The sequence below is a fragment of the bacterium genome (genome assembly GCA_030647555.1).
Lineage (GTDB): Bacteria > Patescibacteriota > Andersenbacteria > UBA10190 > CAIZMI01 > CAIZMI01.
Genome location: JAUSJG010000015.1, coordinates 1 through 22,551, shown reverse-complemented (window position 1 = coordinate 22,551; position 22,551 = coordinate 1). Strand labels below are relative to the sequence as shown.

Here is a 22,551-nt window from a genome sequence, read left to right as displayed (position 1 = left end):
AACAAATAAAAAATGTCGATATCTTCCTGGTTGGCAACCGACGGGCAGACTACGCAAAAAAAGACACTGGTGGTGGGTGGCGTGGTTTTGCTGTTTGTAATAAGTATTGCCATGGTTTCGTACGCGTTTAGCGGTTATCTTAAGACTTCAACGCTACTCAAGGGTAGTAGTTCTAAACCAGCATCAACGCCCGTACCCCGACCCAGTGCCGCCGCCGTGAAGGTTCCCGTGGTAAATATTGCTTATTATGATGCAAAAAATTTCGATTTGAAATTTGCCTCAAATATCGGCGGAAACTGGGCATTGGCGAGCGTGGATTCTGAAGGAAAAGTTGGTCAAGATACGTCATTGGTTGTTGACAAAAATGGCAAAATGCATATTGCTTATTACGACGCGTCAGATAGTAATCTTAAATACGCTACGAATGCTTCTGTCTCGGGATCGTGGGAAACGACTGTTGTTGATAGTGTTGGCAACGTCGGTTGGTATCCATCGATAGCGTTGGATGAATATAATAAGGTCTATATTGCCTACGCGGACAATACCAATAAAGATCTTAAATTTGCGACTAATGCTTCCGGCAGTTGGGTAATGAGTGTTGTGGATAAAGGAGTTTCTACTCTTGACGTTCCGGGGCGATATATTTCCTTGGCTTTGGACAAAAATGTCAAAGCGCATGTTGGATACCAATTTCTTAGTGGCGGTAGAATTGGTTCATTAAGATACGCGACAAACTCAAGTGGAGTTTGGGTTACCAGCATTCTGGATAGAGAAAGTTATTCCGGTTTCGGTGTTTCTGTCAAAACTGACGCACTTGGAAAAGTACATATAAGCTATTACGGTAAAAATAAACCGAAATATATTAATAATGTTTCCGGTAAATGGGTGGGCTCTTTGGTGGATTCAGGACCGACAGCCGGTATTGGTATTGTTGGTTTTAATACGTCGTTAGCGCTTGATGTTAATAATATCCCATACGTTTGTTTTACCGGTGGTGCAAGTATTGTTAATTATCAGTTAAAATGTTTGAGTATGGTTTCCGGAAGATGGCAGTCATTAACGACAATAGGTCAAGGAAAAGTTGGGAAATATAACTCATTAGCGATTGATGATAAAAATAATTTGTATGTGAGTTATTATGATGAGGTAAAGAGAACATTGGAATTTGCTTCAAATGCCTCGGGTAGTTGGGCAACAACAACGGTGGACAGTGAGAGTCCTGTGGGCACGTGGACTTCGTTGGCGATGTCTTACAATTATGTTGTTCCGCCAACACCGCCGGTACCATACGGTCCTTATGTGCCGTCAACTCTACCGTTACCTTATGGTCCGTATGTTCCACCAACGCCACCGTTGCCTTATGGTTCTAATAATCCAGCAACACCAACGCCACCACTACCATATGGTCCTTATGTTCCGTTACCATACACGGGTCGCTAAAAAGATATATAAAAAAACGGCTCCCGTTGCGGGGAGTCGTTTTGTTTTTAGGTAAAGTCAAAGCATACTAATGAGTATTGAAATGAAAGAATTAAATTGGAAAAAAACTGGACTGATAGTGAGTGTGATCGCGATTGGACTTGCGTTGCGTTTGTACTTTATGTTTCATATGCCGTTTACGAATGATGAGGGGGCATATCTTTATGACGCAAAAACGATTTTGCGCGGGGAATTGCCGGGCGGTGATGTAGTTACGAAATCGCCGGTCGCGATTCTTTTATTTACTGTATTTACTTTTATTTCTAACGGGTCTCTCTTTTCCGCGAGGGTGACATCGTTAATATTTGGTTTGGCGACGTTACTTCCTTTGCTAATAATTGTTCGCTATGGACTTGAAAAGAATTTAATTATGGCGTCGACTATTTGGTTTACTTTTTCTGCTCCGGTCGTGCTTACAGGATTGGGGCATACCGAAGCGATTGCCGGCTTTTTTGCGGCAACTACTATCGCGTTGGCTATTTGGGCTGTTCGGAAGGAGAGACTTGGTTGGTGGATTGTATTGAGCGGGATATCATTTGCGTTGGCTGTAGGCTCACGCAAGATTAATTTGGTGTTGCTTGTGCCGTTGGTGTTGTTGGTTTTACAGAAGCGGAAAAATATTATATCAATTCGTAAATTTTTCTTGTTGTTCGGCTTTGGATCTGTTTTGGTGTTACTGCTGCTTGGGATTTTAATACTGAAACTTTACGGTTATTCTGGTTTAGGCGAATTATTTGGCAGTGGTTATGCACATATTATTGGTAGTCGGATTGCCGGTGACTCCAGTGTGAATATTTGGGGTATAACAATACTTGATACTATAAAAATTCTTGGTCGAATTGCGACGGCCCATGTCGTCATCGTGTTATTGGCGGTTGCGGGGATAATTCTAAAACTTACCAATTTCAAAAATTGGAAGTTTGGTAATCTACTGTTAATGGGGGTTTCGTGGATTGTTGCGCTTACGGCGCTTTATGCCACCTGGCCCACGTTTCTACCTGACTACGTTGCGGATTTTTTGGTACCGATCACTGTTTTGGGTGTCTGGGTAATTTCAAAAATCTGGAAACAAAATATTTTGCTTGTTAAAGTGTTGGTTGTTCTTTGTTTTGTTGTGTTAAATGTTTTGAGCTATGTATCGGTTTTTACTGCTCCTTGGACCGGCATGTTTACTGCTGACGCTTCCGAAACCATGGCCTTGGAGATGAAAAACCTGATTCCAAGCGACCAGTCGGTATTAACCGCGGCGACAGTCGTTCCTTATTTATCCGGTCATAAAACCTTATTCAATATCAGTCATCCATTGTGGTATCGGTATGATTTTATTGCCGAAGATGAGAAAAATTTGTTTTTGCCGCCCTGGGAAAAAGTTTCGTCTGCGATACAAGACGGGGAAGTGAGGTGGCTTTTAATGGAGCATCTAACGGATTACGCGTACTTTCGTAACGCCGATCAATTAATTAACTTGTTAAATCAAGATTGGGAATTGGTGGCTGTAGTGCCAAATAATACCGGTTTTCGGTCGAATATGTTAAAGTTGTATCGGCGGAAGTGAGACATGTTTACACCACATTTAAGAAAGAATATAATAGTGTCAACATCGAACATTAACAAATGAAAATGAATAATATTTCCAATGACAGTGGGTCGACGATAAATAAGACTTTAATCAAGAAGGTTTTTTATGCCGTCGGTGCGGGGATCGGTGCGGCACTAGTTTTGGTTTTTGTCGTGTTTTTCAGCGATTATCTTGGGGCATTGGTCTTGCAGGCAAATTCACCGCGTATGGCGGTAAAACAGGGTGAAATGATAACTTTGCCGTTACCGGCAGTAAAAGGTGTAACGGTGTATAAAATTGAGGTTTGTTCTCTCGTGAAACTCATAACTGTTTGTAGGCCGATTCCTTACAAAGTCCTGGATAAAACAATGAATTTTCAGTTACCCGCCAATTACGTGTTGGGAAAAGCGTATATCAAGATTACCGGAAGAGATAGTAATGGCAAACAGGTCGTTGTCGGCAAAAAGGCGTTATTGGTGAATAAGGCAGAGATTATTGCCGATGGTGGAGGAGAGAAACCTGAAAAAGGCTATGGCAGTTCGAATTCGAGCACGAATAGTGCGCCTACGCCTACACCAGTTGTAGCGTCCGCCACCCCAGTTGCCACGTCAACCGCCACGCCGACTCCTCCTGTTTTAGGGGCTAATCTTCCATGTCCATCGTCATATCTTGACGTAAATGGTGATAATAAACTTACGGCGGATGATGATAATTTAGTAAAAGCCTATTTGGACGGTGTTCCACGGACAATTACTAAAACGGGAGCAGTGTGGCAGAACCAATTAAATCCAGTAGATGTGAACAATAACAATATCGTAGAGGCGATGGATTCAGCTCTTGTTGTGAACGCAATCAATTTATATGGGGCCGGTGATATCGCGCCAAAAACTTGTGGTCTTGATTTAGCCTGTCCACAACCATATTTGGACGTGAATGGTGATAATAAACTTACGGCGGATGATGATAATTTAGTAAAAGCCTATTTGGACGGTGTTCCACGGACAATTACTAAAACGGGAGCAGTGTGGCAGAACCAGGTAAATCCGCTAGATGTTGATGGTAATCTAGTCGTCAACGCAACAGATTCAATCACCGTGGTAAACGCTATTGATCAAGGGACGGGTAATATTATGTCGCGTACGTGCGTGGCACCGTGAATTAAATAGTTTTATTATCGGTTATCTTTTGCTTGAAAATATAAGTGAACATAATGGTGCCGGAGTATTTATCACCAAGGTTGGGGATGGTAGTTTTTCTATCAAAGACGAGCAGGGGATTTTGGTGGGTTTAAAAAATCGTCAGCAGATATTTGCTGAAAAAAAACTTGCTTTAGAAAAAGCCGTATTTTGCCAACAAACACATAGTGATCATATTTTTATCGTGCGCGAGAGTGATGCTGGGCGGGGTAGTGTAGATTTTAATACCGGCATTCCTGATACAGACGCGTTGCTGACCAATTTACCTGAAATTACCCTGATGATTTTGGTGGCCGATTGTGTACCGATTTTACTTTACGATCCGGTAAAAAAAGTTATCGGCGCGGTGCACGCGGGCTGGAAGGGCACAATGAAACATATTCTGGAAAAAACTATCCAAAAAATGATTGTAAAATACGATTGCGATCCAAAAGATATTATCGCGGAAATCGGTCCGTCAATTGGTCCTGATTGCTTTGAGGTGGGAGAGGAAGTTGTTTTAGCGGCTGAGGTGGCAAAATTAACGCAGTTCGTTATTCACCGAAATGATAGAATTTATTTTGATCTCTGGGCAAGCAATAAGGAGCAATTAACGAGCACCGGCGTGAACGAGGATAATATCCAGATTGAAGGTATTTGTAACCACTGTAGTTCCGACTATTATTCATTTCGACGAGATAAAAATGCGAATCGGTTTGCGGCGGTAATTGCGCTAAAAAATTAGTGGTTCAAATAATCGATTTATAATCACCTAATTTGGGTTGACTTTGATTGGCTCATTTGGTTAAATAGTGTGTCCTAACTGATTGTCAGTTAGTGTTGATAGTGATGCTCCGTAACAATTTAATAAGAGGTGAAATATGATAAAAAACTCTCGACAATCGTTGAGCGCTCGTATGCAGGTTCGGGTGGCACAAGCACTAAATGAGTCATTTGGGGAAATCGCGGTTATCATGGATATTTCTGTTGAGACGGTTCGTAAAATTGCGACCGGCAACAAGAAGCCATTTGAAACTCGCGAACAAAAAGAAAGAGGGGAAGCTAGGTTGGAGAAGCGGGTTGTTGAGTTGAGGGCGACTGGTTTAAGCAATAAAGCTATTGCCAAAAAACTCAAACAATCTCGATTCAGAATTGGCGCGATTGCGATGAAACTAATCAGGGAAGGGCGGATTGTCCGTAGATCATACGGCAGAACCCCTATGCCGGATGAAGTAAAACAGGAACGAGAATTAAGAGTTGCCGTATTGCGGGCGCGGGGTTTATCAGAGGCGGATGTAGCGAAAGATTTGGGTATGACTACCGCGACAATAGAAAAATACTTTCCGTTACCGGTAACAGAACGTCAGTCTTGTGTAGGCACAACGGGTAGGTCGACTGTACGGGATATCAATTGCGATCGTGTGAGGACGATTATTCTCCTGGTAAATCGCACGGCAACGTTGAAAGAAATTGGTGAAGCTTTTAACGTGACTCGCGAGAGAGCGAGACAGCTTATTTCGGAGGTGAAAAGTATTCATGGTGAATCAGTTTTTCAAAGAAAGGATGAAAGGGAGAAAAAAGTTTGGACAATCAGCGAGGCCGCATCCGAACTTGGTGTTTCAAAAAATACAGTTGCTCGACTTTGTAGAACAGGTGTTGTTGTTTTTGAACGGAGAAGCACTAGTGAGTTGAGTGCATTTGTTATCGATGAGGAAAATCTTGCCAAACTGCGCTGTCATCCGCTTGTGACGGGAAAATGCACCTGTGAGATTTGCGGTGATGGTTTTGTTGTAGGAAGGCGTTCTCTTGCAAGAAAAGTTTGCGACAAGGAAAGTTGCGTCAAAGAACGGAATGTTAGACGTCGCGCTGTTTGTGTCGACAAGGAAACAACACTTCAGTCTGTGCAGGGTTGGCACAAGGAGGTATTTCTCGCTCTTACGGCAAGGTTGTTTTCGGAAGAAGCAGGGTTGCTTACGTTGGGGTTGGCGGCGAAGTGTGCCGGTATCAGCAACATGCAACTGTCCTGGTTAAGAAAGCGTAACATGGTTAATGTGAGGGAAGATGCAATCAGAACCTGGCGAGGGCGACCAATAACACTCTATCTGGTGAGCGAGATGAAGGAGATTCGGCGGGTTGTCGGGTGCAATGGTTGTTCACGGCCGAAAAAAATAAGTTGAACGGAAGGTAGGTAATCGTTTACCTAAACACCTTCCGTTTTTTTTGTGATTATGTAGTTTTGCTAAGCGAAACAAATCTCGAGTAGCCCCACGGGGAATCCTTCGCCTCCAAAAATTTCCGCTCGCTGCTGCTCGAAGGAAATTTTCTCCTGCGAAGCCTGGGTTTCAAAAAATATGAAGCAGTTCATATTTTTTGAATACCCTTCAATTCCCCGTGTTCGACGAAAGATAAACAAAAACAACTCCATGTAGGAGTCGTTTTTATTTATCTGTAGCCCCACGGGGAATCGAACCCCGATTACGAGAATGAAAGTCTCGTGTCCTAGCCGTTAGACGATAGGGCCATGGTTGGATATTTCTTCTTCTGTTTATAATATCAATGTGCATCTTTGGGAATCGCCCGCTATTTCAGCGGGCGCCCGCCGTGTTGGCGGGCGAACCCCGATTACGAGAATGAAAGTCTCGTGTCCTAGCCGTTAGACGATAGGGCCATGCGAAGAGGTCGGAAGTCAGATATCGGAAATCAGAACTATAACAGAATAGATAATTTTCAAACAAGAAGCAAGTTTCTGGGGCAAGATTTGTGGAACAAAGGCGGTTTATCGTGCTAAAATGTAATTAGTGCACAAAAATGGCATAATTCGGTTAAACATTAATCTTTTTGTTAATTTATGGCTCAAAGCAAAGTTCTCTTGGTTGAAGATGATGATGCGTTACGGGATATGTACAATATAATTCTTACTCGTAAGGGTTTTGAGGTTGATTTGGCACAAGATGGAGAAGAAGCATTGATAAAGGCGAGAGGTGGGGGGTACGCAGTGATTCTTCTTGATTTGTTGATGCCTAAATTGGATGGGATGGGAGTGCTTCGTCGGTTAAGTGTTGAATCGCCCGAACTTCCAAATGGACCGGTGATTTTACTTTCAAACGCGCAATTTGATGGAATGGAAAAAGAAGCGAGGGCATTGGGAGCAAAAAATGTTTTATTTAAGACGGATATATTACCGGCGGAATTATTGAAAGAGGTGAAAAAATATGTCAATGTGGGAGTGGTCGTGTAGGATGGTGTGATTAATTAACTTAATTTGTTTATGAAAAAAAATGGAAAATAATAACAATATACCGCTCGCCAATCGATTGATCGCACTTGGAGAACTTTCTTCTCTCACAGCAGTGGACATGCCACAAGAACAATTATTAGCGTTATTCTCGACGAAACTGCATACACTGTTTGGTGCTAAGGCGTTAGCGCTTTGGTTCTATGATCGTAAAGAGAAAACAGTTACGCTCAAATATAGTCACGACTTAAGTGACGACTTGAGTGTTTTTTGCAAAGATGCTGTTCCTGCTGATCAGTTTCCGGAAGTGAAGTATGCCATTGACAGTGGAGTGGCGTGGACGACGGAAGATTTAAACGATACACCTCTTTATAGTAAAAAAAATGCAAAGAAAATCTTGGAGGAAATGGGGGTGCGTGCGGTAATGGGGGTGCCGTTACGGGCGTTAGCCAATGTTTTGGGGGCAATTAGCTTGTATTATGAAAAACCTCATGTTTTTGATTTTGATGAGAAAGCATTGGCGCTGGCTTATGCTAATTCCTTGGCACTTTCCTTAAATAATGTTGAGGCATATTCGCGACTAGTCGCGCTGGAGCAGGTAAAAAATGAAGTGATTAATATTGTTGCGCACCAATTTCGTACGCCAATCGCAACGTTGCGAGGGAACGTTGAATTACTGAAAGAAGTGGATATACAAGCCAACAAAAAAGAATTTAATCAAATAATTGGAGAAATTGAAAAAGTGGGAATTAAACTAAGGATGTTTGTGGAAAGTTTTTTGAATGTAAAAGCTATTGACGAAGGTGATTTGGATCCAAAACCACAACATGTTTCCGCGAATTTGTTGGTTGATCAAGTGATAAAAGATTTGGAAAAATACCGCAATCAACATAAGGTAGATTTAACGTTTAATAAATTTAACGGTAACGATAATATTTTTGTTGATCAATTGTTGATTCACGAAGCAGTTACGAATGTTGTTAATAATGCGATAAAATATGCCAAGTCGCGCGTCATGGTTAAATTGGTGAGCAAAAATAATGATATTGTTTTAGAAGTAACAGATGACGGCGCAGGTATTCCCGAAGGCGAACAGCAGATGATTTTTCAAAAATTATATCGCGCATCAAATGTGTTGCGACACCCCGAAGCTTCATCCGGTTTGGGGATGTTTATTGCAAAACAATATATTAACTCCAACGGTGGGAAGATTTGGTTTACATCTGCAGGTGAAGGAAAAGGCTCAACTTTTTATGTTTCATTTCCAATAAAATCATTATGAAAAAAACAAAAATTCTCATCGTAGAAGATGACGAACAATTTCGCAATCTATTACAGCGCTTTCTAGAGGCTACTTGTACCGTTCTTACTGCGGTGAATGGTGAGGAAGGGTTTGCGTTGGCAAAAACGGAATTACCCGATCTTATTATGACGGACATATTGATGCCAATAAAAACGGGCGTGGAATTAATTAGAGATTTACGTGATGACAAAATTACGAAAAATATTCCGATAATAATTTTATTGGCGACAGCTTATACTCAAGATTTAAAGGCCGCGCAGTCATTTAATCCGGATAGTGTTTTGCGAAAAGAACAAGTTACCAGAAAAGTGTTGTTTGATTTAATTGAAAAATTCGTTCCGCAGAAATAAATGAATTTTTGAATTTTGATAAATATTCGAAACGTTAGATTAATGTCCGACCTATAAAGGTCGGACATTAATGCGAATATGTAATTTTGTGCTAATCTGGTTTCCATGCAACGTGTCTTAGCAATTGAAACATCGTGCGACGAAACGGCGGCTGCGGTTGTCGAGTTTCATCAATCATCAATCGGAAATCAAAATTCAATCGTCGTTTTGTCGTCCATCGTTTCTTCGCAAATTGATATTCATAAAATTACTGGCGGGGTTGTGCCGGAAGTGGCGGCGCGAGCGCATGTTGAGGCGATTGTTCCTGTAATTTCAGAGGCAGTGAAACAAGCGAGAATAACTAAAGAACAAATTGATGCTATCGCAACAACCACGCGACCGGGGCTACGGCCAGCATTGGTGGTGGGGGAGACGGCGGGGCGCGCACTTGCGGTGGCTTGGGGAAAGCCGTTTGTTTCGGTTCATCATATTGCGGGGCATATCGCGGCGAGTTGGTTGCTCGATGATGGTGAATCCACTCCGAATCTTCGAGATTCGGAGTGCCTGATGGCGGCCCCGGCCCTCCCTTGGAAAAGGGAGGGAGACGCGATTCCTCCCCTTATCAAGGGGAGGCGTGGAGGGGTTTTGTCTGTTACACATCAATTTCCCGCGGTTGTTTTGGTAGTTTCTGGTGGGCATACGCAACTTTTTCGGTTGAACGAAAAATTGGAATTAAAACTCTTAGGTCAAACGAGAGATGACGCGGCGGGGGAGGCGTTTGATAAAATTGCGCGCCTGTTGGAACTTCCATATCCGGGGGGTCCGGAATTGGCAAAATTGGCCTTGCAGGGAAACGAAAAAGCTTTTGATTTTCCACGTCCGATGTTAAATACGGATAATTTGGATTTTAGTTTTTCGGGATTAAAAACGGCAGTGTATTACGCAATTCGTGACAAAAAATTATCACTGCAAGAAAAAGCGGACGTGGCCGCGAGTGCGCAAAACGCAATTGTGGATATTTTAGTGCAAAAAACTTTAAAAGCGGTTCAGCAAGAAAGCGCGCAGGAAGTAATTATTGCCGGTGGTGTGGCTGCTAATACAAAATTGCGTGAGACAATGAAAGTCGCCTTGGGGGACACTCCGTTAGTTGTTCCACCAATTAAATATTGTACGGATAATGCGGCGATGATCGGTGTGGCGGTTCTGCTTGGCATTGCGATGCCGGGTGCGTGAATGATGAATAATGATTTATGAATGATGAAAATATCCCCCTTCGCCAAGGCTACGGGGGATTATTTTATTTTGCTTCGGCAAAATAAAATAAAAAAGCCGCGTGGTTAGCGGCGGGGGGGGGATTAATCAATACCCCGGTTCTTTGGTGATCGTGATTTTTCCGGCGAATGATCTGTTTCTCTTCACTAATTCTTGTGTCGCAATGAGTTCGTGTGACCCCGAAAGATCTTGTGCCCATACAATGATCGCATCCATGAGGTCGATGGTATCAGCAAGCGCCGATTCTCGGTTAGTACAAAGAGGTGCGAATTCTACAGCGACGACCACCTTGCCAGAACTGTCCGCAAAGAGATTTAAGACTTCGGCAGCGATTCTTGCAGCTTCTCCCCAGAACGTTTCGTGACCAATTTGATGAATTGTTGCTCCACAGTACCCGTTTTTTCCTGACATTTTGATTGCCCTTTCCTGAGCTATGGTTGAACGAACAAGCGTAACGGGGTATCTTACTCTGGTACTTACTTTATGTCAACTGATACTGAAAACATGGAAAAAATCTCCCCCCGCCCCGCTCCGCAGAGCGAGGCTCGCCCAGATGGGCGGCCCTCTTTGGTAAAGAGGGGAAACGGACGACCCTACGATCCTTCTTTAACCGAGGAGAAAATTTATAAATCTTGGGAACGCGCGAAGGCTTTTCAACCGGCTGTAAAAAAACCGCGCGGGAAGAAATCTTTTTCGATTGTTATTCCACCGCCGAATGTGACTGGTTCTTTGCATATGGGACACGCCCTGAACGCATCGATGCAGGACGCTTTGATTCGTTATCACCGGATGAAAGGGGACGACACAGTTTGGATTCCGGGAATGGATCATGCAAGTATTGCCATCCAGAATGTCGTTGAGAAACAATTAAAAAAAGAGGGTCTAACACGTCATGATTTAGGACGTGAGAAATTTATCGAACGTGTTTGGGAATGGAAAGAACAATATGGAAAAACCATCAGTGGACAATTACGGCGAATCGGTTCTTCCTGCGATTGGACTAGAGAGCGGTTTACATTGGACAAGGAATATGTCCGCGCCGTGCAAGAAGCCTTTATTCATTACGCCAAAAAGGGTTTGATTTATCACGGTGATCGAATTGTAAACTGGTGTCCGCGTTGTGCTTCTTCAATTTCGGATTTAGAAGTGAAGCACGAAGAACGAGATGGTTTGATCTACAATATTCGATATCCACTGTCTGATGGTTCCGGCTCAATTATTGTGGCGACAACGCGTACGGAAACAATGCTTGGTGATACAGCAGTGGCGGTTTATCCAAGCGACGAACGTTATCAAAAATTGGTTGGTAAGAAAATTAAATTACCATTAACAAATCGTGAAATTCCGATCGTAGCGGATCATGCAGTTGAAAAAGAATTCGGGACGGGCGCGGTAAAAGTTACGCCGGCACATGATCAAACGGATTGGGAAATCGGTGAACGGCATAAGTTGCCGGTGATTAATGTGATTGGGGAAGACGGAAAAATGACGGTGGCGGCCGGAACGGAATATGTCGGCTTAACAACTAACGAGGCGCGTGAAAAGGTTTTGGATAACTTAAAAAAAATAAATTTATTGGAAGGTGATCCTAAAAAGATTCGTCACAATGTCTCTTTGTGTGATAGGTGCAACACAGTAATTCAACCGCTAGTTTCCAAACAATGGTTTGTAAAAATGGCACCATTGGCGCAACCGGCAAGAGAAGTTATCGAAAAAGGTTTGATCAAAATGCAACCGGAGCGCTGGAAGAAAATTTCTTTGGATTGGCTGGCTAATGTAAAAGACTGGTGTGTTTCTCGTCAACTGTGGTTTGGTCACAGGTTGCCTGTTTGGTATTGTCAGGCTGACAAGGGTACAGGGTACAGGGTACAGGGTACAGGGGGCGCGGATGCGCACGTTGTGTTTTCTCCCATTAAACCTAAGAAGTGTCCGGAATGTGGTGGAACGGCGTTCGTCCAAGACCTTGATACTTTGGATACTTGGTTTTCAGCGGCGCTTTGGCCATTTGCGGTATTTGGTTGGCCGGAAATGACCGATGATTTTGCGCGTTTTTACCCGACATCCGTTTTGGCGACGGCTCGAGATATTGTTCCGCTGTGGGTGCTTCGGATGATTTTTTCCGGTTTGGAGTTCACGGACAAGCATAAATATCTGCCAGCCAAACAATATGGCAAGAAAAATTTGAGTCAGCAGATTCCATTTCAAAATGTCATTATTCATCCCACGGTGCTAAATTTAAAAGGTCAGCGGATGAGTAAGTCTTTGGGGACGGGGATTGATCCGATGGATTTGATTAATCAGTATGGCGCGGATGCGGTGCGTTTTGGTTTATTGATTCAAACACAGCAAGATCAGCAAGCACTGCGTTTTGATGAAAACGCCGTACGGGTTGGTAGAAATTTTGCCAATAAATTATGGAATATGGGTAAGTTTATTGGTTCCGCGAAGAAATCGAAAACAGCCCCGACTGTATTTGATAATTGGATTTTACAGCGCCTTGAAATAGTGTCCGCGGAGGTATCTAATGCCTTAGATGAATTTCGTTTTGGTGACGCGACCAGGGGCTTGCACGCCTTCATTTGGGATGAATTTGCCGACTGGTACATTGAAGTAAGTAAGGTTCCTGGTCTCACAAGCGCAAGTGTCGCCAAAGATGTGTTCAAACAATGTTTGTTATTATTGCATCCATTTATGCCATTTGTGACAGAGGAATTATGGAAGGATTTTGGTGATAAGAAAGGAATGTTGATTAACACTGCTTGGCCAAAACAAGTGAAGACCAAGAAGAAAGAAATAAAGGAAATTAAAGATTTTCAGGCTATTGTAAGCGAATTAAGGAGTTTGCGGAATTTGTTGGGTATTCCAAATGGCAATAAACCAATAATTCTTCTGCAAACAGAAAAGAAGCTAAAACCTTTGTGGTCAGCGATCGCGCAATTGAGTAACTTTTCAAAAGTTGTAGAAAAAGAAGAAGGCACAAAATGGGTGTCGTTGCCGGCGTCAGCTTGTTCAAAGATTGCTTTGACCGCTGAAACACTTTCAACTTTGCCGCTCAAAGAACGGATGATTGCCATGGAGGCTGATACCAAGAAAGCGCAAGAAGAAATTACTAAATTGGAGCAACGCTTGATTCAGATGGGCGATAAGGCACCGGCGAACATTATCAAAGAACTAAAAGATTTACTGGTTGTGAAGCGGAACGAACTTGAAAAACAGAAGCAAGGAATCGCGGCCCTGAAAACGTTAATCGAAAGTATTTAGGATTGGTTGTTTTTTTGTTTGGTTCAATAAGGTTATTGAATTCCAACAAACCGAGTTGTAATATTAAAATCATATGAAATACGTACATAAAATTATTATCGTCGTTATTGGGATTGCGATAGTTGCTTTCTTAATTGGTGGAGTAATTTATTTATATGTAAAATTAAACACAGTTGTTCCGGCTGGTATCAATGTGACAACAAAAGTTTCGTCACCCGCTTTGATTTCATACAGCAACAATGAACTGGGAATTAGTTTTGATTACCCAGCTTCTTGGGGTCAGCCAATTTTTAAAACGAATCCCGAAACCTACTCAAGTATTATTTTTCCTTCTGATCCGAATTTGAATTTTCAGGTAACACTACAGAAGGCATCTAGTCTCGACAGCACTTCCGGTTCTGGATATTACCCCAGTGGAATTGTAGAAGAAAATATTCTTAGAAAAGCTTATAAAAATGCAGCATCTGAGGAGTTTTATAATGCCTTAGAAATGTACTCAAACTTAAAAAGTGACCAGAAAGAGGAAAAGATCGATATCAACGGACATGAGGCCATACGTGTTAGTTATGTGTTTCATAGCGCGATTGATCCATCGGCAACCCAATATGCAAAAATATTTATTTCCGCAAGTAATAACCGAGTTATTACCTTGTTTTATTCGTATGATCTGGCGGGTGTTACGAGTAAGCAATCGATTTTAGATAAGGTGATATCATCGTTAAAACTAGATGATTCCGCTTCACGTGTGGGTATTGTTTTACCTCTTTCAAGGGGTCTAGTAGGCGAGTGGCAAAAAGAGACGAATGGCGGTGCTCTGTATCAATTCTTTGCATCCGGAAAATTCAACTATTTGCAATGTTCCTCCAAGGATCTTGGTTATTCTGGGTATTGGAAAGTTGTCGGTAACAATCTTCAGTTGACCAAGGTGGTAAAGACTACGGGGGAATTGAGTTGTGTTCAAGGGAATAGCATTATCGGGAAAATTGATACTCAAAAATACGTTGGTAATCAGGTTGAAGAATTGAGTGTTTCATCCTGCGATAATTCCGAAGGAGGCAGTCAGTGTTTACAATTAGGAAATACAAAAGTTTATAGATATAATTTTGATCCCACGGACGAATCTGATGAACTTTTGAGAAAAGAGCCGGTTCTATAGTAGGAATCCAACTTTTATGAAAACATGGGGGTTTCGTTAAATAATCACTGTGCTATAATGTTTCCATATGGGAGAACGACGATCACTATTTCAACGCCTAACCGGTTCGGTAAGTCACGATGTGGACATCGAAAGTGACGATGATGAAAAAGTTGTGGAAATGCTTTCTGATGAAGACAAGGATCAGCCGACCAAAATTACACCAAGTGCCCGCGGAGAGAAGGGGGCGATGGATGAACAAGAGGGTCAGTTAACAGTTGATGTTTATCAAACACCGGAATTTATTGTTGTTAAGTCCACGATTGCGGGTGTTAAACCGGATGACTTGGATGTTTCGATTACCAATGACATGGTAACAATTAGAGGCACTCGTCGGCACGATGAAGAAGTAACGGAAGAAGATTATTTTTATCGCGAGTGTTATTGGGGTTCATTCTCACGTTCGATTATCTTGCCCGTTGATATTGTTTCAGAAAAGTCGGATGCGTCATTAAAAGATGGTATTTTGACGATTCGGATTCCTAAGGCCGACGCACTGCTTACTAAGAAGGTAAAGGTTCGTGGATTTTAGAAGAATTATATTCATTGAAATGAGGTCTGTTGTAGGGGCAATTCCCGCCGTCACCAAGGTTATGGCGGGCAGGCATGAATTGCCTATTTGTGGTGTTGAAGGGGTATATTTGGTATGACAATTGTATGACCATCAGTTGGTTCATCTATTTTTTGATCCTGTTAGCGGGCGTAATGACGGCTGTCGCCGCGTGGAAGGGCGCACCTTTTGTTCCAACGCCAAAAAAAGCGGTAGAAGTGGCATTGGATCTGGCACAGGTAAAAGAGGGGGATACTTTGGTTGATATTGGTGCGGGTGATGGGCGAGTGTTGGTGATGGCCGCTAAGAGAGGGGCTAAAGTAATCGGTTATGAATTATCACCGTTTCTTTGGTTGTTGGCTGAAATTACACTGTTGCGAAATGGAGTAAAAGGTTCTGTTAAATTGCGGGACGGTTTTGCCGCTAATATGTCGGAAGTAACAGTTTTATTTCTGTTCTTGATGCCGAAAACATTACCAAATCTGATGCGTGAGCTACGGCAAACATTAAAAACCGGAACCAGAATTATTACTTACACTTTTCCACTCCCGGGTTGGCAAGCAGAGGCGGAAATGAGTATCGAAGGTGTGGGAAAAGTGTATCTGTATCGTGTGGAATCGTCATAAAAACAGGTAAAAATCGGGTAACTCCTCACTTGCCTGAAAGTAATTCGAAAAACGCCGTCTTATAAAGGGTAAGTATAATCCGTTAGTCGTTTTTGTTATGCTGAAAACAGGAAGAAGAAAACGAGGCCGTCTATGGCTTTTAAGCCACGCGCAATGCCATTTTCTCTTCCTGTTTTCAGCAGAATGTTCGTTTGCATCTCCGTTATCGGGTATGGCAATTAGCCACTTTAACCAATATGACAGGGACAAATGAAAATACTTTTCTGCATCTTAATCTTAAACATACAAAAGTATGAGTAACAAAGAAAAACAAACAAAGGATATTCTCGCCGTCGGTATCGATGTTGCTAAAGCTTCAATGAGCATCTGTTTGAAATTCCGGGAAGGATTCTCAAAAGCGCTTAAGTTTAGCAACACCGAAACAGGCATCAAGAAACTAGCAAAACAATTGGTGGGTTATCAAGGAAAGATTGTAATGGAGTCCACCGGACATTACCACTGGTTGATTGCACTTATTCTTTCAAAAAACAATTTGGATGTCCGCGTGATTAATCCACTCCTTGCTAAAAAGTATACCCAATCTTGTATCAGGAAGGTCAAGACAGACAAAGCGGACGCGAAGGTATTAGCTAATGTTGCACTACTTGAAGAACACTTACCAAAACCCTTTTGTATGACCGGTGATGAACTTGTTCTGCGCAAGAAATTGGCTTGTATTGGCTCATTAAGTCACACCTTGCAATCCATGCAAGCGATCATCGACAGCTTCACAGAAGCGAAAGATAACTTAAAGTCTCCGCTTACCGAAAACGAAAGACAATTACTTGAAGCGGTAACAAACATCGAAAAGAAAATTAATAAAATGGAAAACGAAGTGGTACGGGAAGTCAAAGGAAACAAAGAACAATCAGAAAACATCAAGAACCTTGTTTCCATTCCAGGTGTCTCTGTATTCGCGGCCACATTGGCGACACACTTCTTTTCTGCGGATTATCCTTCGGCTAAGTCATGGATCGGTTATGCCGGATTAGATGTTTCATCGCGAGAAAGCGGTACATGGAAAGGTCAGTGCAAGTTAACTAAGCGTGGCAATAATTTCTTACGGCGCAGACTGTATAACGCGGCCTGGGGAGCGACAATGAACAATAACGATTTTCGCGCATATTATGATTATCTGCGGGAGCAAGAAAACAGAAACCATGTCGAAGCATTGGTGATTATTGCCAGAAAAATTGTTCGCATCATGTATGTTGTGATTTCGCAAAAAACAACCTTCGATCCTTCACGTACTTTTTATGCAACTGCAAACTAAAATTATTACCTTGAAAAAAAGAAACTATTTGACACGTTCCTTTAACGGGTATTGCGAGGCGTTTCAACGCCGAAGCAATCTCCCGCGAGAAACAAAATGCGCTAAGATTGCTTCGCCCTTGAAAGGGCTCGCAAAGACGAACTTTCAAACCGGTGAGTAGTTACAAAATCGGATATTGACAAATATCACACTTGAGTATATAATACTACGTCTATGTCAAAGCAATACATCGTTACTGGAGGAAACCCCTTAAAGGGGTCTGTTACTGTTGGTGGGTCAAAAAATACGGTCACAAAGATGATGGTGGCCTCGCTTTTGACGTCTGAACCGGTAAAACTGTCCAATATTCCGCACATTGGTGAAGTGGAACTTACGATGAGTCTGCTTAACTCTTTGGGCGCGCAGGCGATGTGGGACGGCGATAATGATTGTTCTGTCCATTTGGTTTCTCCGTGCTTGCAGACTGCGGTTGTGCCGGCGGTTTTTTCCGGTAAACATCGTATTCCGATTTTGTTAGCCGGACCGCTTTTGCACCGGATGGGTTATGCCGAGATTCCAATTGAGGGTGGCGATCGCATTGGTCCACGGCCTGTTAATTTTCATTTGGCCGGTTATCGCGCAATGGGCGCGGAGATTACGGAAATCGGCAACATACTTGTTTTCAAGGCGACTAAATTGCATGGCGCGGTAATTGATCTTCCGTATCCAAGTGTCATGACCACGGAGAGTTTGCTTTTGGCCGCTGTTTTAGCGGAAGGGAAAACGGTGATTAAAAATGCTGCTATCGAACCGGAAATTATTGAATTAGTTGATCTCTTACAAAAAATGGGAGCGATAATTTTCTTGGAACCGGAACGGACCTTTGTTATTGAAGGTGTCGCAAAACTTAACGGGGCCGAGCACCGGGTGGCGCCGGATCGGATTGAGGCGGCGTCCTTTGCTTGTGCAGCTATCGCTACTGGTGGCAGTATTTTGGTGAAAGGAGTTAGCCAGCACGGGATGCGTACGTTCTTGAATATGTTGCGTAAAATTGGCGGGGCGTTTGAAATTACCAAAGATGGAATTTGGTTTTATTCCACCGGCCAGATGAAGGGAATAACAATGGAAACAGGAACACATCCCGGGTTTATGACTGATTGGCAACCACCCTTTTCTTTATTGCTGATGCAAGCCAATGGAATGTCGGTGGTCCACGAAACTGTCCACGAAAAACGCTTTGGCTATTTTGAGGGCTTGAAAAAAATGGGCGCGGACGTGAATTTGTTTACCGATTGTTTGGGTGGGCACAGTTGTCGTTTTCAGGGGATGAATTGTCCGCACAGTGTGGCGGTGCGCGGACCGGTTAATTTGAAAGCGGTAGATTTAGTTGTGCCGGATTTACGGGCCGGATTTGTGTATGTGATCGCGGCTTTGATGGCGCAGGGAACGTCAGTAATTAGTGGTGTTGATCAACTGGAACGCGGTTACGAATCGTTGGTGGAAAAATTACGTGGCTTGGGCGCGGATATTCAAGTGCAAGATGATGTAACTGGACAAATCGTGACTGAATCAAAAGTGCCGTCGCAAATTTCAGTGGGGTATTCTGAAAAAGAAGCAATCCCATTACCACCGGAACCGGTGGAGTTTGTAATATAGGGTTGGACTGCATAAGCGGTCCGACCCTCATTGGTCGTCGTTGAATTGCCATATTAAGTCGCTGACCAATTAGGGTCGGACCCCCTCGAGGAGTCCGACCCTGTTTCGCGCGAACGAAATTTGACAGGTTTAATAATAAATGCTATATAGTATAACTCCCTGAAGTTTGGGAGGTGTCCGTTTACAACTTGTTTTCTCTATTTGGAGGTACTTCTGTGCGTCGATCAGCTCTTCTCTTTGGTGTGGATAATCGTCCCACCTGGGCCTTTGCGGCTTTTTTGCGCGATGTTCAAGTTCCTGGTCGCGACCTGATCGCCATCGACTATGCGCTGCAAGATCGGTTTTTTCAGAAAGATAAGATTACAGGGCAACCACTCGAACGGTGGGAATTGTCGGAGGTTAATGTTTCTTGTCCGCCGAATCAATTTCGGCGTCACCTCGCGGCTTGTGGTTTTCTGCTTTCCACTGAACCTGAAAAGAAAGAGTATTTGCGTGCGGCATGGCCAGGTGCTCTGGTGGTGCGAGCCGGGGCGCGACTTGCTGATCTTTTCGGTGCCTGGAAAAGCGGTGTGCGCTGGAATGAGATTGTTGTGTTTGGTGGAAAACGGGAATTGCAGGGGCCGAAGGAAAATTTGATGACCTACTGTTTCGCCGTTCACCCGAATGCGGCGAATGTCTACGGTGATGGGCTTAAAAAGCTTTGGCGGAGCAATGAACCCAAAACCGAGTTGCAGATGATACGGTTTCTTTGGGAGGCTGCATGTCTGTGTTATGCAGACTCAACTGGCGAGGAAATGTGGAAGTTGCCAATCATATTTGTGGATGCCCCAATGAAGCCGCCGGCTACACCTGGGGGCAAAGAACAGCGTCCCACCACCGAAGACACGATCGCCGAATGGTTGCGTATGCAACCGACTCCAGGATCGATGTTGGTGTCGTCTGGTGCGCCCTATGGAATGGCGCAAGATGAGGCGTTTCAGGTGTTGCTTACGCCGCATGGTCACACGGTCGAGATGTTCGGTCATTCTGCACCGGAACTCCCCGTTGAAAACTTCATGCGTGAAGTGGCTGGTTGCGTGAATCGGATCCGGAAAGCACGACTTCCGTCGTAAGAGTTTGTTCATTCAGGGTTCTTTCTCTCCCGTTTTCGGACGGGAGATTTTTTATTTAGAGCGACGGGGGATGTTTTGATTAATTATAATTAAACGAACCTGTACCACATTCCAAGTGGTCCAATCTTGGACCACTTGGAATGTGGTACAGGTGTGTCGCAAATCTGTGATAAAATAAAACAAATGTCAAAAACATACATCATAAACGGAGGAAATCAATTACACGGTCAAGTGAAGGTCAGTGGATCCAGAAACGCGGTCACGAAAATGATGATTGCTTCGCTTCTTTCTTTTGACCCAATTCGTTTAAAAAACGTCCCTGAAATAGGAGAGGTGCAAAGTACGATGGAAATGCTAGAAAAGATTGGCACACAGATTACTTGGGATAAAGAAAATAAATTTATGCATTTAACGACGCCTGAAGTGAGGGATAGTAAAGCGTCCGTTGAGTGGCACGGAAAAAACCGTTTGCCGATGCTTTTGGTCGCTCCGCTTTTACATCGTTTCGGACACGCGGAAATACCACTTGATAGTTCACAAGAGGGTGCGCAAAAACTGGTGGATTATCACATAGAAGGGTACAAGGCGATGGGAGCCATTGTAGAAAAAAAAGATAATATGTTGAATTTTCGTGCCGGTAAATTGAAAGGGGCAACAATTACACTCCCGTATCCTAGTGTGTCAGCGACGGAAAATTTATTACTGGCAGCTGTTTTGGCAGAAGGAAAAACAGTGATAAAAAACGTAGCAGTGGAACCCGAAGTTATTGATTTAACTAATTTGCTTCAAAAGATGGGCGCGGTAATCTTTCACGAACCGGGAAGAATGTTTGTGGTGGAGGGTGTGGGATTTCTCAATGGAGCAGAACATAGCATTATTCCGGATCGAATAGAGGTAGCGTCATTTGCGTGCGTGGCTATCGCTACACAAGGAAGTGTGTTTATTAACGGAGCGGTGCAAGATGAAAATCAGACATTACTGAATGTCATAAAAAAAATTGGCGGTAGTTTTAGTGTTATTGACGAGGGGATTGCGTTTTCGCATGAAGGTGAGTTAAAAGCTATTAATCTGGAAACCGGTGTCCATCCGGGATTTATGACCGATTGGCAACCACCGTTTTCGGTGGTGTTGACGCAGTGTAATGGCGCGTCAGTCTTGCATGAAACGGTTCATGAGCAACACTTTAGCTACATCGATGATTTGGTGAAGATGGGGGCGGATGTCCAAGTTTTTGCGGAATGTTTGGGTAGTAGTGAGTGTCGTTTTAAAAATAAGGGCGAGAAACACAGCGCAATTATTAAAGGACCAACGGCTCTTGTGGGAGGTAATTTGATGATTTCGGATATTCATTCCGCTTTTGCCTACGTGCTTACGGCGCTAGTTGCCACTGGGACAACGCGAATTAAGGGTGTGGAAAAGTTGGAAAGGGGATTTGATCATGTCGTCGAAAAACTCGCTGAATTGGGGGCGGATATAACGGTGGAGGAAGAGTAAACGGAATTATCAATTTTCAATGACCAATTATCAATTAATGTTCAATTCTTAAATTATCAAAAGACGACGTCGTCAATTGATAATTAAGTCATTGCCTGCCGGCCGAAGCTTTCCTGACCCTCGTAGCTTTAGCGAAGTGGGTAGCGAAGGCTGGATAATTCATTGAAAATTGGGAATTGACAATTGAAAATTTATGAGATTCGAGTTCTGTTGATTATGAGTGTCCTCTATATTTAGCTATTATTAACAGGGTCTGGAAAGTGTATCTTGCAAGTATTATCCATACAGTGTCGGTCGTTGCAGATGCTGTAGTTGATATATTCATTCAGTTTTTTTGCTTTGGCATAAGCGTTGTTGAGTAGTTCGGCCTTTTTTTTATCATCTAATTTGTCAAAGATACCGTCACGGAGAAGGTCGAGGGTGCCGATTATTGACGTAACAGGGGCGCGAAAGACGCGCGCCATGTACTCGGTGCTTAAGTTGTTTGTTGGGGGATTGGTGTTATACATTTGTCCGTAATAGTTAACATTTATGATTATTTTGGCCGTTATGTCACGATTGCGATGATATATTGCCTTATAATTAGCTTTGGAGTATTCATTATAGCTGTTCTAAAAAAATATGTCAATAGAGTCTGACAAAAATTGGTTGGACTCCACGGGTCGGACTTTTCGCAAAGGTCCGACCCGCATTGGTCGGCGACGCAATACGATCCAATCAAGACCTCAAATCTTCCGTCAAGTGGTACATCATTTCCGTTCCTCCTTCAGTTCTCTTTTTTCGTAAGGCGTCCCTCGTTGTAAAACAGCGAAGACTCTAAAGCCCATCTTGCGTCCAAGAATGCACAATACTTCTCGGTACTTTCTGCCTTGATCGCGCTTGTCTTGATAGTATTTCTTTAATTCCGGATCATACATCTTAGCAATCCCCGCGGCACAAGTTAAAGCACGACGTAAATGTTTCGAGCCACGTTTAGTGATTTTGCCGTTGGTGTTTAGATTGGCACCGCTCTGTT

Annotated in this window: 21 protein-coding genes and 1 tRNA gene; 17 read left to right on the top strand and 5 right to left on the bottom strand. The window is 43.1% G+C overall.

Translation table 11 applies throughout. The features are described 5' to 3' along the window. Positions 1-12 precede the first annotated feature (12 nt). The 5 genes from Q7S57_04265 to Q7S57_04245 all read left to right on the top strand — a co-directional run bounded on the left by Q7S57_04265 (position 13) and on the right by Q7S57_04245 (position 6,389). Positions 13-1,440 (top strand): hypothetical protein, encoded by a 1,428-nt coding sequence (locus Q7S57_04265; protein ID MDO8512461.1) that lies wholly within the window; start codon positions 13-15, stop codon positions 1,438-1,440. Positions 1,441-1,522: 82 nt separating this feature from the next. After that, entirely contained in the window at positions 1,523-3,034 is a 1,512-nt protein-coding gene (locus tag Q7S57_04260) for a glycosyltransferase family 39 protein (GenBank protein MDO8512460.1), read from the top strand. 65 nt (positions 3,035-3,099) lie between these two features. Beyond that, a complete protein-coding gene (locus Q7S57_04255) occupies positions 3,100-4,194 on the top strand; it encodes a dockerin type I domain-containing protein (GenBank protein MDO8512459.1) in 1,095 nt (364 codons plus the stop codon). 28 nt (positions 4,195-4,222) lie between these two features. Beyond that, positions 4,223-4,957 carry a peptidoglycan editing factor PgeF gene (pgeF, locus tag Q7S57_04250; protein MDO8512458.1) on the top strand — a complete coding sequence of 245 codons (735 nt, stop codon included), beginning with the start codon at positions 4,223-4,225 and terminating at the stop codon, positions 4,955-4,957. Between the two features lie 136 nt (positions 4,958-5,093). Further along, entirely contained in the window at positions 5,094-6,389 is a 1,296-nt protein-coding gene (locus tag Q7S57_04245) for a sigma factor-like helix-turn-helix DNA-binding protein (protein MDO8512457.1), read from the top strand. Positions 6,390-6,661: 272 nt separating this feature from the next. On the opposite strand, the gene Q7S57_04240 is transcribed toward Q7S57_04245, so the two are convergent. After that, positions 6,662-6,733, bottom strand: a tRNA-Glu gene (locus Q7S57_04240). Positions 6,734-7,060: 327 nt separating this feature from the next. Here Q7S57_04240 and Q7S57_04235 point away from each other — a divergent pair. The 4 genes from Q7S57_04235 (at position 7,061) to Q7S57_04220 (ending at position 10,312) form a co-directional block, all read left to right on the top strand. Continuing rightward, entirely contained in the window at positions 7,061-7,450 is a 390-nt protein-coding gene (locus Q7S57_04235; protein MDO8512456.1) for a response regulator, read from the top strand. A 40-nt stretch (positions 7,451-7,490) separates the two neighbouring features. After that, positions 7,491-8,729 (top strand): GAF domain-containing sensor histidine kinase, encoded by a 1,239-nt coding sequence (locus tag Q7S57_04230; GenBank protein ID MDO8512455.1) that lies wholly within the window; start codon positions 7,491-7,493, stop codon positions 8,727-8,729. Beyond that, entirely contained in the window at positions 8,726-9,100 is a 375-nt protein-coding gene (locus Q7S57_04225) for a response regulator (protein ID MDO8512454.1), read from the top strand. Before Q7S57_04230 ends, Q7S57_04225 begins: the two co-directional genes overlap by 4 nt. A gap of 105 nt (positions 9,101-9,205) precedes the next feature. Then, entirely contained in the window at positions 9,206-10,312 is a 1,107-nt protein-coding gene (locus tag Q7S57_04220) for a tRNA (adenosine(37)-N6)-threonylcarbamoyltransferase complex transferase subunit TsaD (GenBank protein MDO8512453.1), read from the top strand. Positions 10,313-10,438: 126 nt separating this feature from the next. On the opposite strand, the gene Q7S57_04215 is transcribed toward Q7S57_04220, so the two are convergent. Further along, entirely contained in the window at positions 10,439-10,762 is a 324-nt protein-coding gene (locus Q7S57_04215) for a hypothetical protein (GenBank protein ID MDO8512452.1), read from the bottom strand. A 72-nt stretch (positions 10,763-10,834) separates the two neighbouring features. Between Q7S57_04215 and Q7S57_04210 the strand changes: the two genes are divergently transcribed. The 4 genes from Q7S57_04210 to Q7S57_04195 all read left to right on the top strand — a co-directional run bounded on the left by Q7S57_04210 (position 10,835) and on the right by Q7S57_04195 (position 15,983). Beyond that, complete coding sequence (locus tag Q7S57_04210; protein MDO8512451.1) at positions 10,835-13,612, top strand: valine--tRNA ligase; 2,778 nt, start codon at positions 10,835-10,837, stop codon at positions 13,610-13,612. Between the two features lie 73 nt (positions 13,613-13,685). Next, on the top strand, positions 13,686-14,768 hold the full coding sequence (locus tag Q7S57_04205; protein MDO8512450.1) for a hypothetical protein: 1,083 nt from the start codon (positions 13,686-13,688) through the stop codon (positions 14,766-14,768). Between the two features lie 67 nt (positions 14,769-14,835). Continuing rightward, positions 14,836-15,339, top strand: a complete 504-nt coding sequence (locus Q7S57_04200) for an Hsp20/alpha crystallin family protein (protein ID MDO8512449.1) — start codon at positions 14,836-14,838, stop codon at positions 15,337-15,339. A gap of 125 nt (positions 15,340-15,464) precedes the next feature. Next, on the top strand, positions 15,465-15,983 hold the full coding sequence (locus tag Q7S57_04195) for a class I SAM-dependent methyltransferase (GenBank protein MDO8512448.1): 519 nt from the start codon (positions 15,465-15,467) through the stop codon (positions 15,981-15,983). 95 nt (positions 15,984-16,078) lie between these two features. Here Q7S57_04195 and Q7S57_04190 read toward each other — a convergent pair whose 3' ends face one another. After that, entirely contained in the window at positions 16,079-16,201 is a 123-nt protein-coding gene (locus Q7S57_04190) for a hypothetical protein (protein MDO8512447.1), read from the bottom strand. Between the two features lie 74 nt (positions 16,202-16,275). Here Q7S57_04190 and Q7S57_04185 point away from each other — a divergent pair, with 74 nt between their 5' ends. The 4 genes from Q7S57_04185 to murA (Q7S57_04170) all read left to right on the top strand — a co-directional run bounded on the left by Q7S57_04185 (position 16,276) and on the right by murA (Q7S57_04170) (position 21,536). Next, positions 16,276-17,295: an IS110 family transposase gene (locus Q7S57_04185; protein MDO8512446.1), complete on the top strand. Its 1,020-nt coding sequence runs from the start codon at positions 16,276-16,278 to the stop codon at positions 17,293-17,295. A gap of 213 nt (positions 17,296-17,508) precedes the next feature. Further along, on the top strand, positions 17,509-18,930 hold the full coding sequence (gene murA / locus Q7S57_04180; GenBank protein MDO8512445.1) for a UDP-N-acetylglucosamine 1-carboxyvinyltransferase: 1,422 nt from the start codon (positions 17,509-17,511) through the stop codon (positions 18,928-18,930). Between the two features lie 173 nt (positions 18,931-19,103). Beyond that, positions 19,104-20,042: a hypothetical protein gene (locus Q7S57_04175; protein ID MDO8512444.1), complete on the top strand. Its 939-nt coding sequence runs from the start codon at positions 19,104-19,106 to the stop codon at positions 20,040-20,042. A gap of 183 nt (positions 20,043-20,225) precedes the next feature. After that, the gene (gene murA / locus Q7S57_04170; GenBank protein ID MDO8512443.1) at positions 20,226-21,536 is read left to right on the top strand and encodes a UDP-N-acetylglucosamine 1-carboxyvinyltransferase; all 1,311 of its coding nucleotides are present in this window, start codon (positions 20,226-20,228) and stop codon (positions 21,534-21,536) included. Between the two features lie 233 nt (positions 21,537-21,769). On the opposite strand, the gene Q7S57_04165 is transcribed toward murA (Q7S57_04170), so the two are convergent. Together Q7S57_04165 and Q7S57_04160 are read right to left on the bottom strand one after the other, a co-directional pair. Then, on the bottom strand, positions 21,770-22,045 hold the full coding sequence (locus tag Q7S57_04165) for a hypothetical protein (GenBank protein MDO8512442.1): 276 nt from the start codon (positions 22,043-22,045) through the stop codon (positions 21,770-21,772). 240 nt (positions 22,046-22,285) lie between these two features. After that, positions 22,286-22,551, bottom strand: a 266-nt coding sequence (locus tag Q7S57_04160) for a transposase (protein ID MDO8512441.1), incomplete at its 5' end; no start/stop codon positions are given.

Bases quoted from the DNA above. Each gene is read 5' to 3' on its own strand.
- Q7S57_04265 (MDO8512461.1), top strand. From the start codon at position 13: ATGTCGATATCTTCCTGGTTGGCAACCGACGGGCAGACTACGCAAAAA.
- Q7S57_04260 (MDO8512460.1), top strand. From the start codon at position 1,523: ATGAAAGAATTAAATTGGAAAAAAACTGGACTGATAGTGAGTGTGATC.
- Q7S57_04255 (MDO8512459.1), top strand. From the start codon at position 3,100: ATGAATAATATTTCCAATGACAGTGGGTCGACGATAAATAAGACTTTA.
- Q7S57_04245 (MDO8512457.1), top strand. From the start codon at position 5,094: ATGATAAAAAACTCTCGACAATCGTTGAGCGCTCGTATGCAGGTTCGG.
- Q7S57_04235 (MDO8512456.1), top strand. From the start codon at position 7,061: ATGGCTCAAAGCAAAGTTCTCTTGGTTGAAGATGATGATGCGTTACGG.
- Q7S57_04230 (MDO8512455.1), top strand. From the start codon at position 7,491: ATGGAAAATAATAACAATATACCGCTCGCCAATCGATTGATCGCACTT.
- Q7S57_04225 (MDO8512454.1), top strand. From the start codon at position 8,726: ATGAAAAAAACAAAAATTCTCATCGTAGAAGATGACGAACAATTTCGC.
- Q7S57_04220 (MDO8512453.1), top strand. From the start codon at position 9,206: ATGCAACGTGTCTTAGCAATTGAAACATCGTGCGACGAAACGGCGGCT.
- Q7S57_04215 (MDO8512452.1), bottom strand. From the start codon at position 10,762: ATGTCAGGAAAAAACGGGTACTGTGGAGCAACAATTCATCAAATTGGT.
- Q7S57_04210 (MDO8512451.1), top strand. From the start codon at position 10,835: ATGTCAACTGATACTGAAAACATGGAAAAAATCTCCCCCCGCCCCGCT.
- Q7S57_04205 (MDO8512450.1), top strand. From the start codon at position 13,686: ATGAAATACGTACATAAAATTATTATCGTCGTTATTGGGATTGCGATA.
- Q7S57_04200 (MDO8512449.1), top strand. From the start codon at position 14,836: ATGGGAGAACGACGATCACTATTTCAACGCCTAACCGGTTCGGTAAGT.
- Q7S57_04195 (MDO8512448.1), top strand. From the start codon at position 15,465: ATGACCATCAGTTGGTTCATCTATTTTTTGATCCTGTTAGCGGGCGTA.
- Q7S57_04185 (MDO8512446.1), top strand. From the start codon at position 16,276: ATGAGTAACAAAGAAAAACAAACAAAGGATATTCTCGCCGTCGGTATC.
- murA (MDO8512445.1), top strand. From the start codon at position 17,509: ATGTCAAAGCAATACATCGTTACTGGAGGAAACCCCTTAAAGGGGTCT.
- murA (MDO8512443.1), top strand. From the start codon at position 20,226: ATGTCAAAAACATACATCATAAACGGAGGAAATCAATTACACGGTCAA.
- Q7S57_04165 (MDO8512442.1), bottom strand. From the start codon at position 22,045: ATGTATAACACCAATCCCCCAACAAACAACTTAAGCACCGAGTACATG.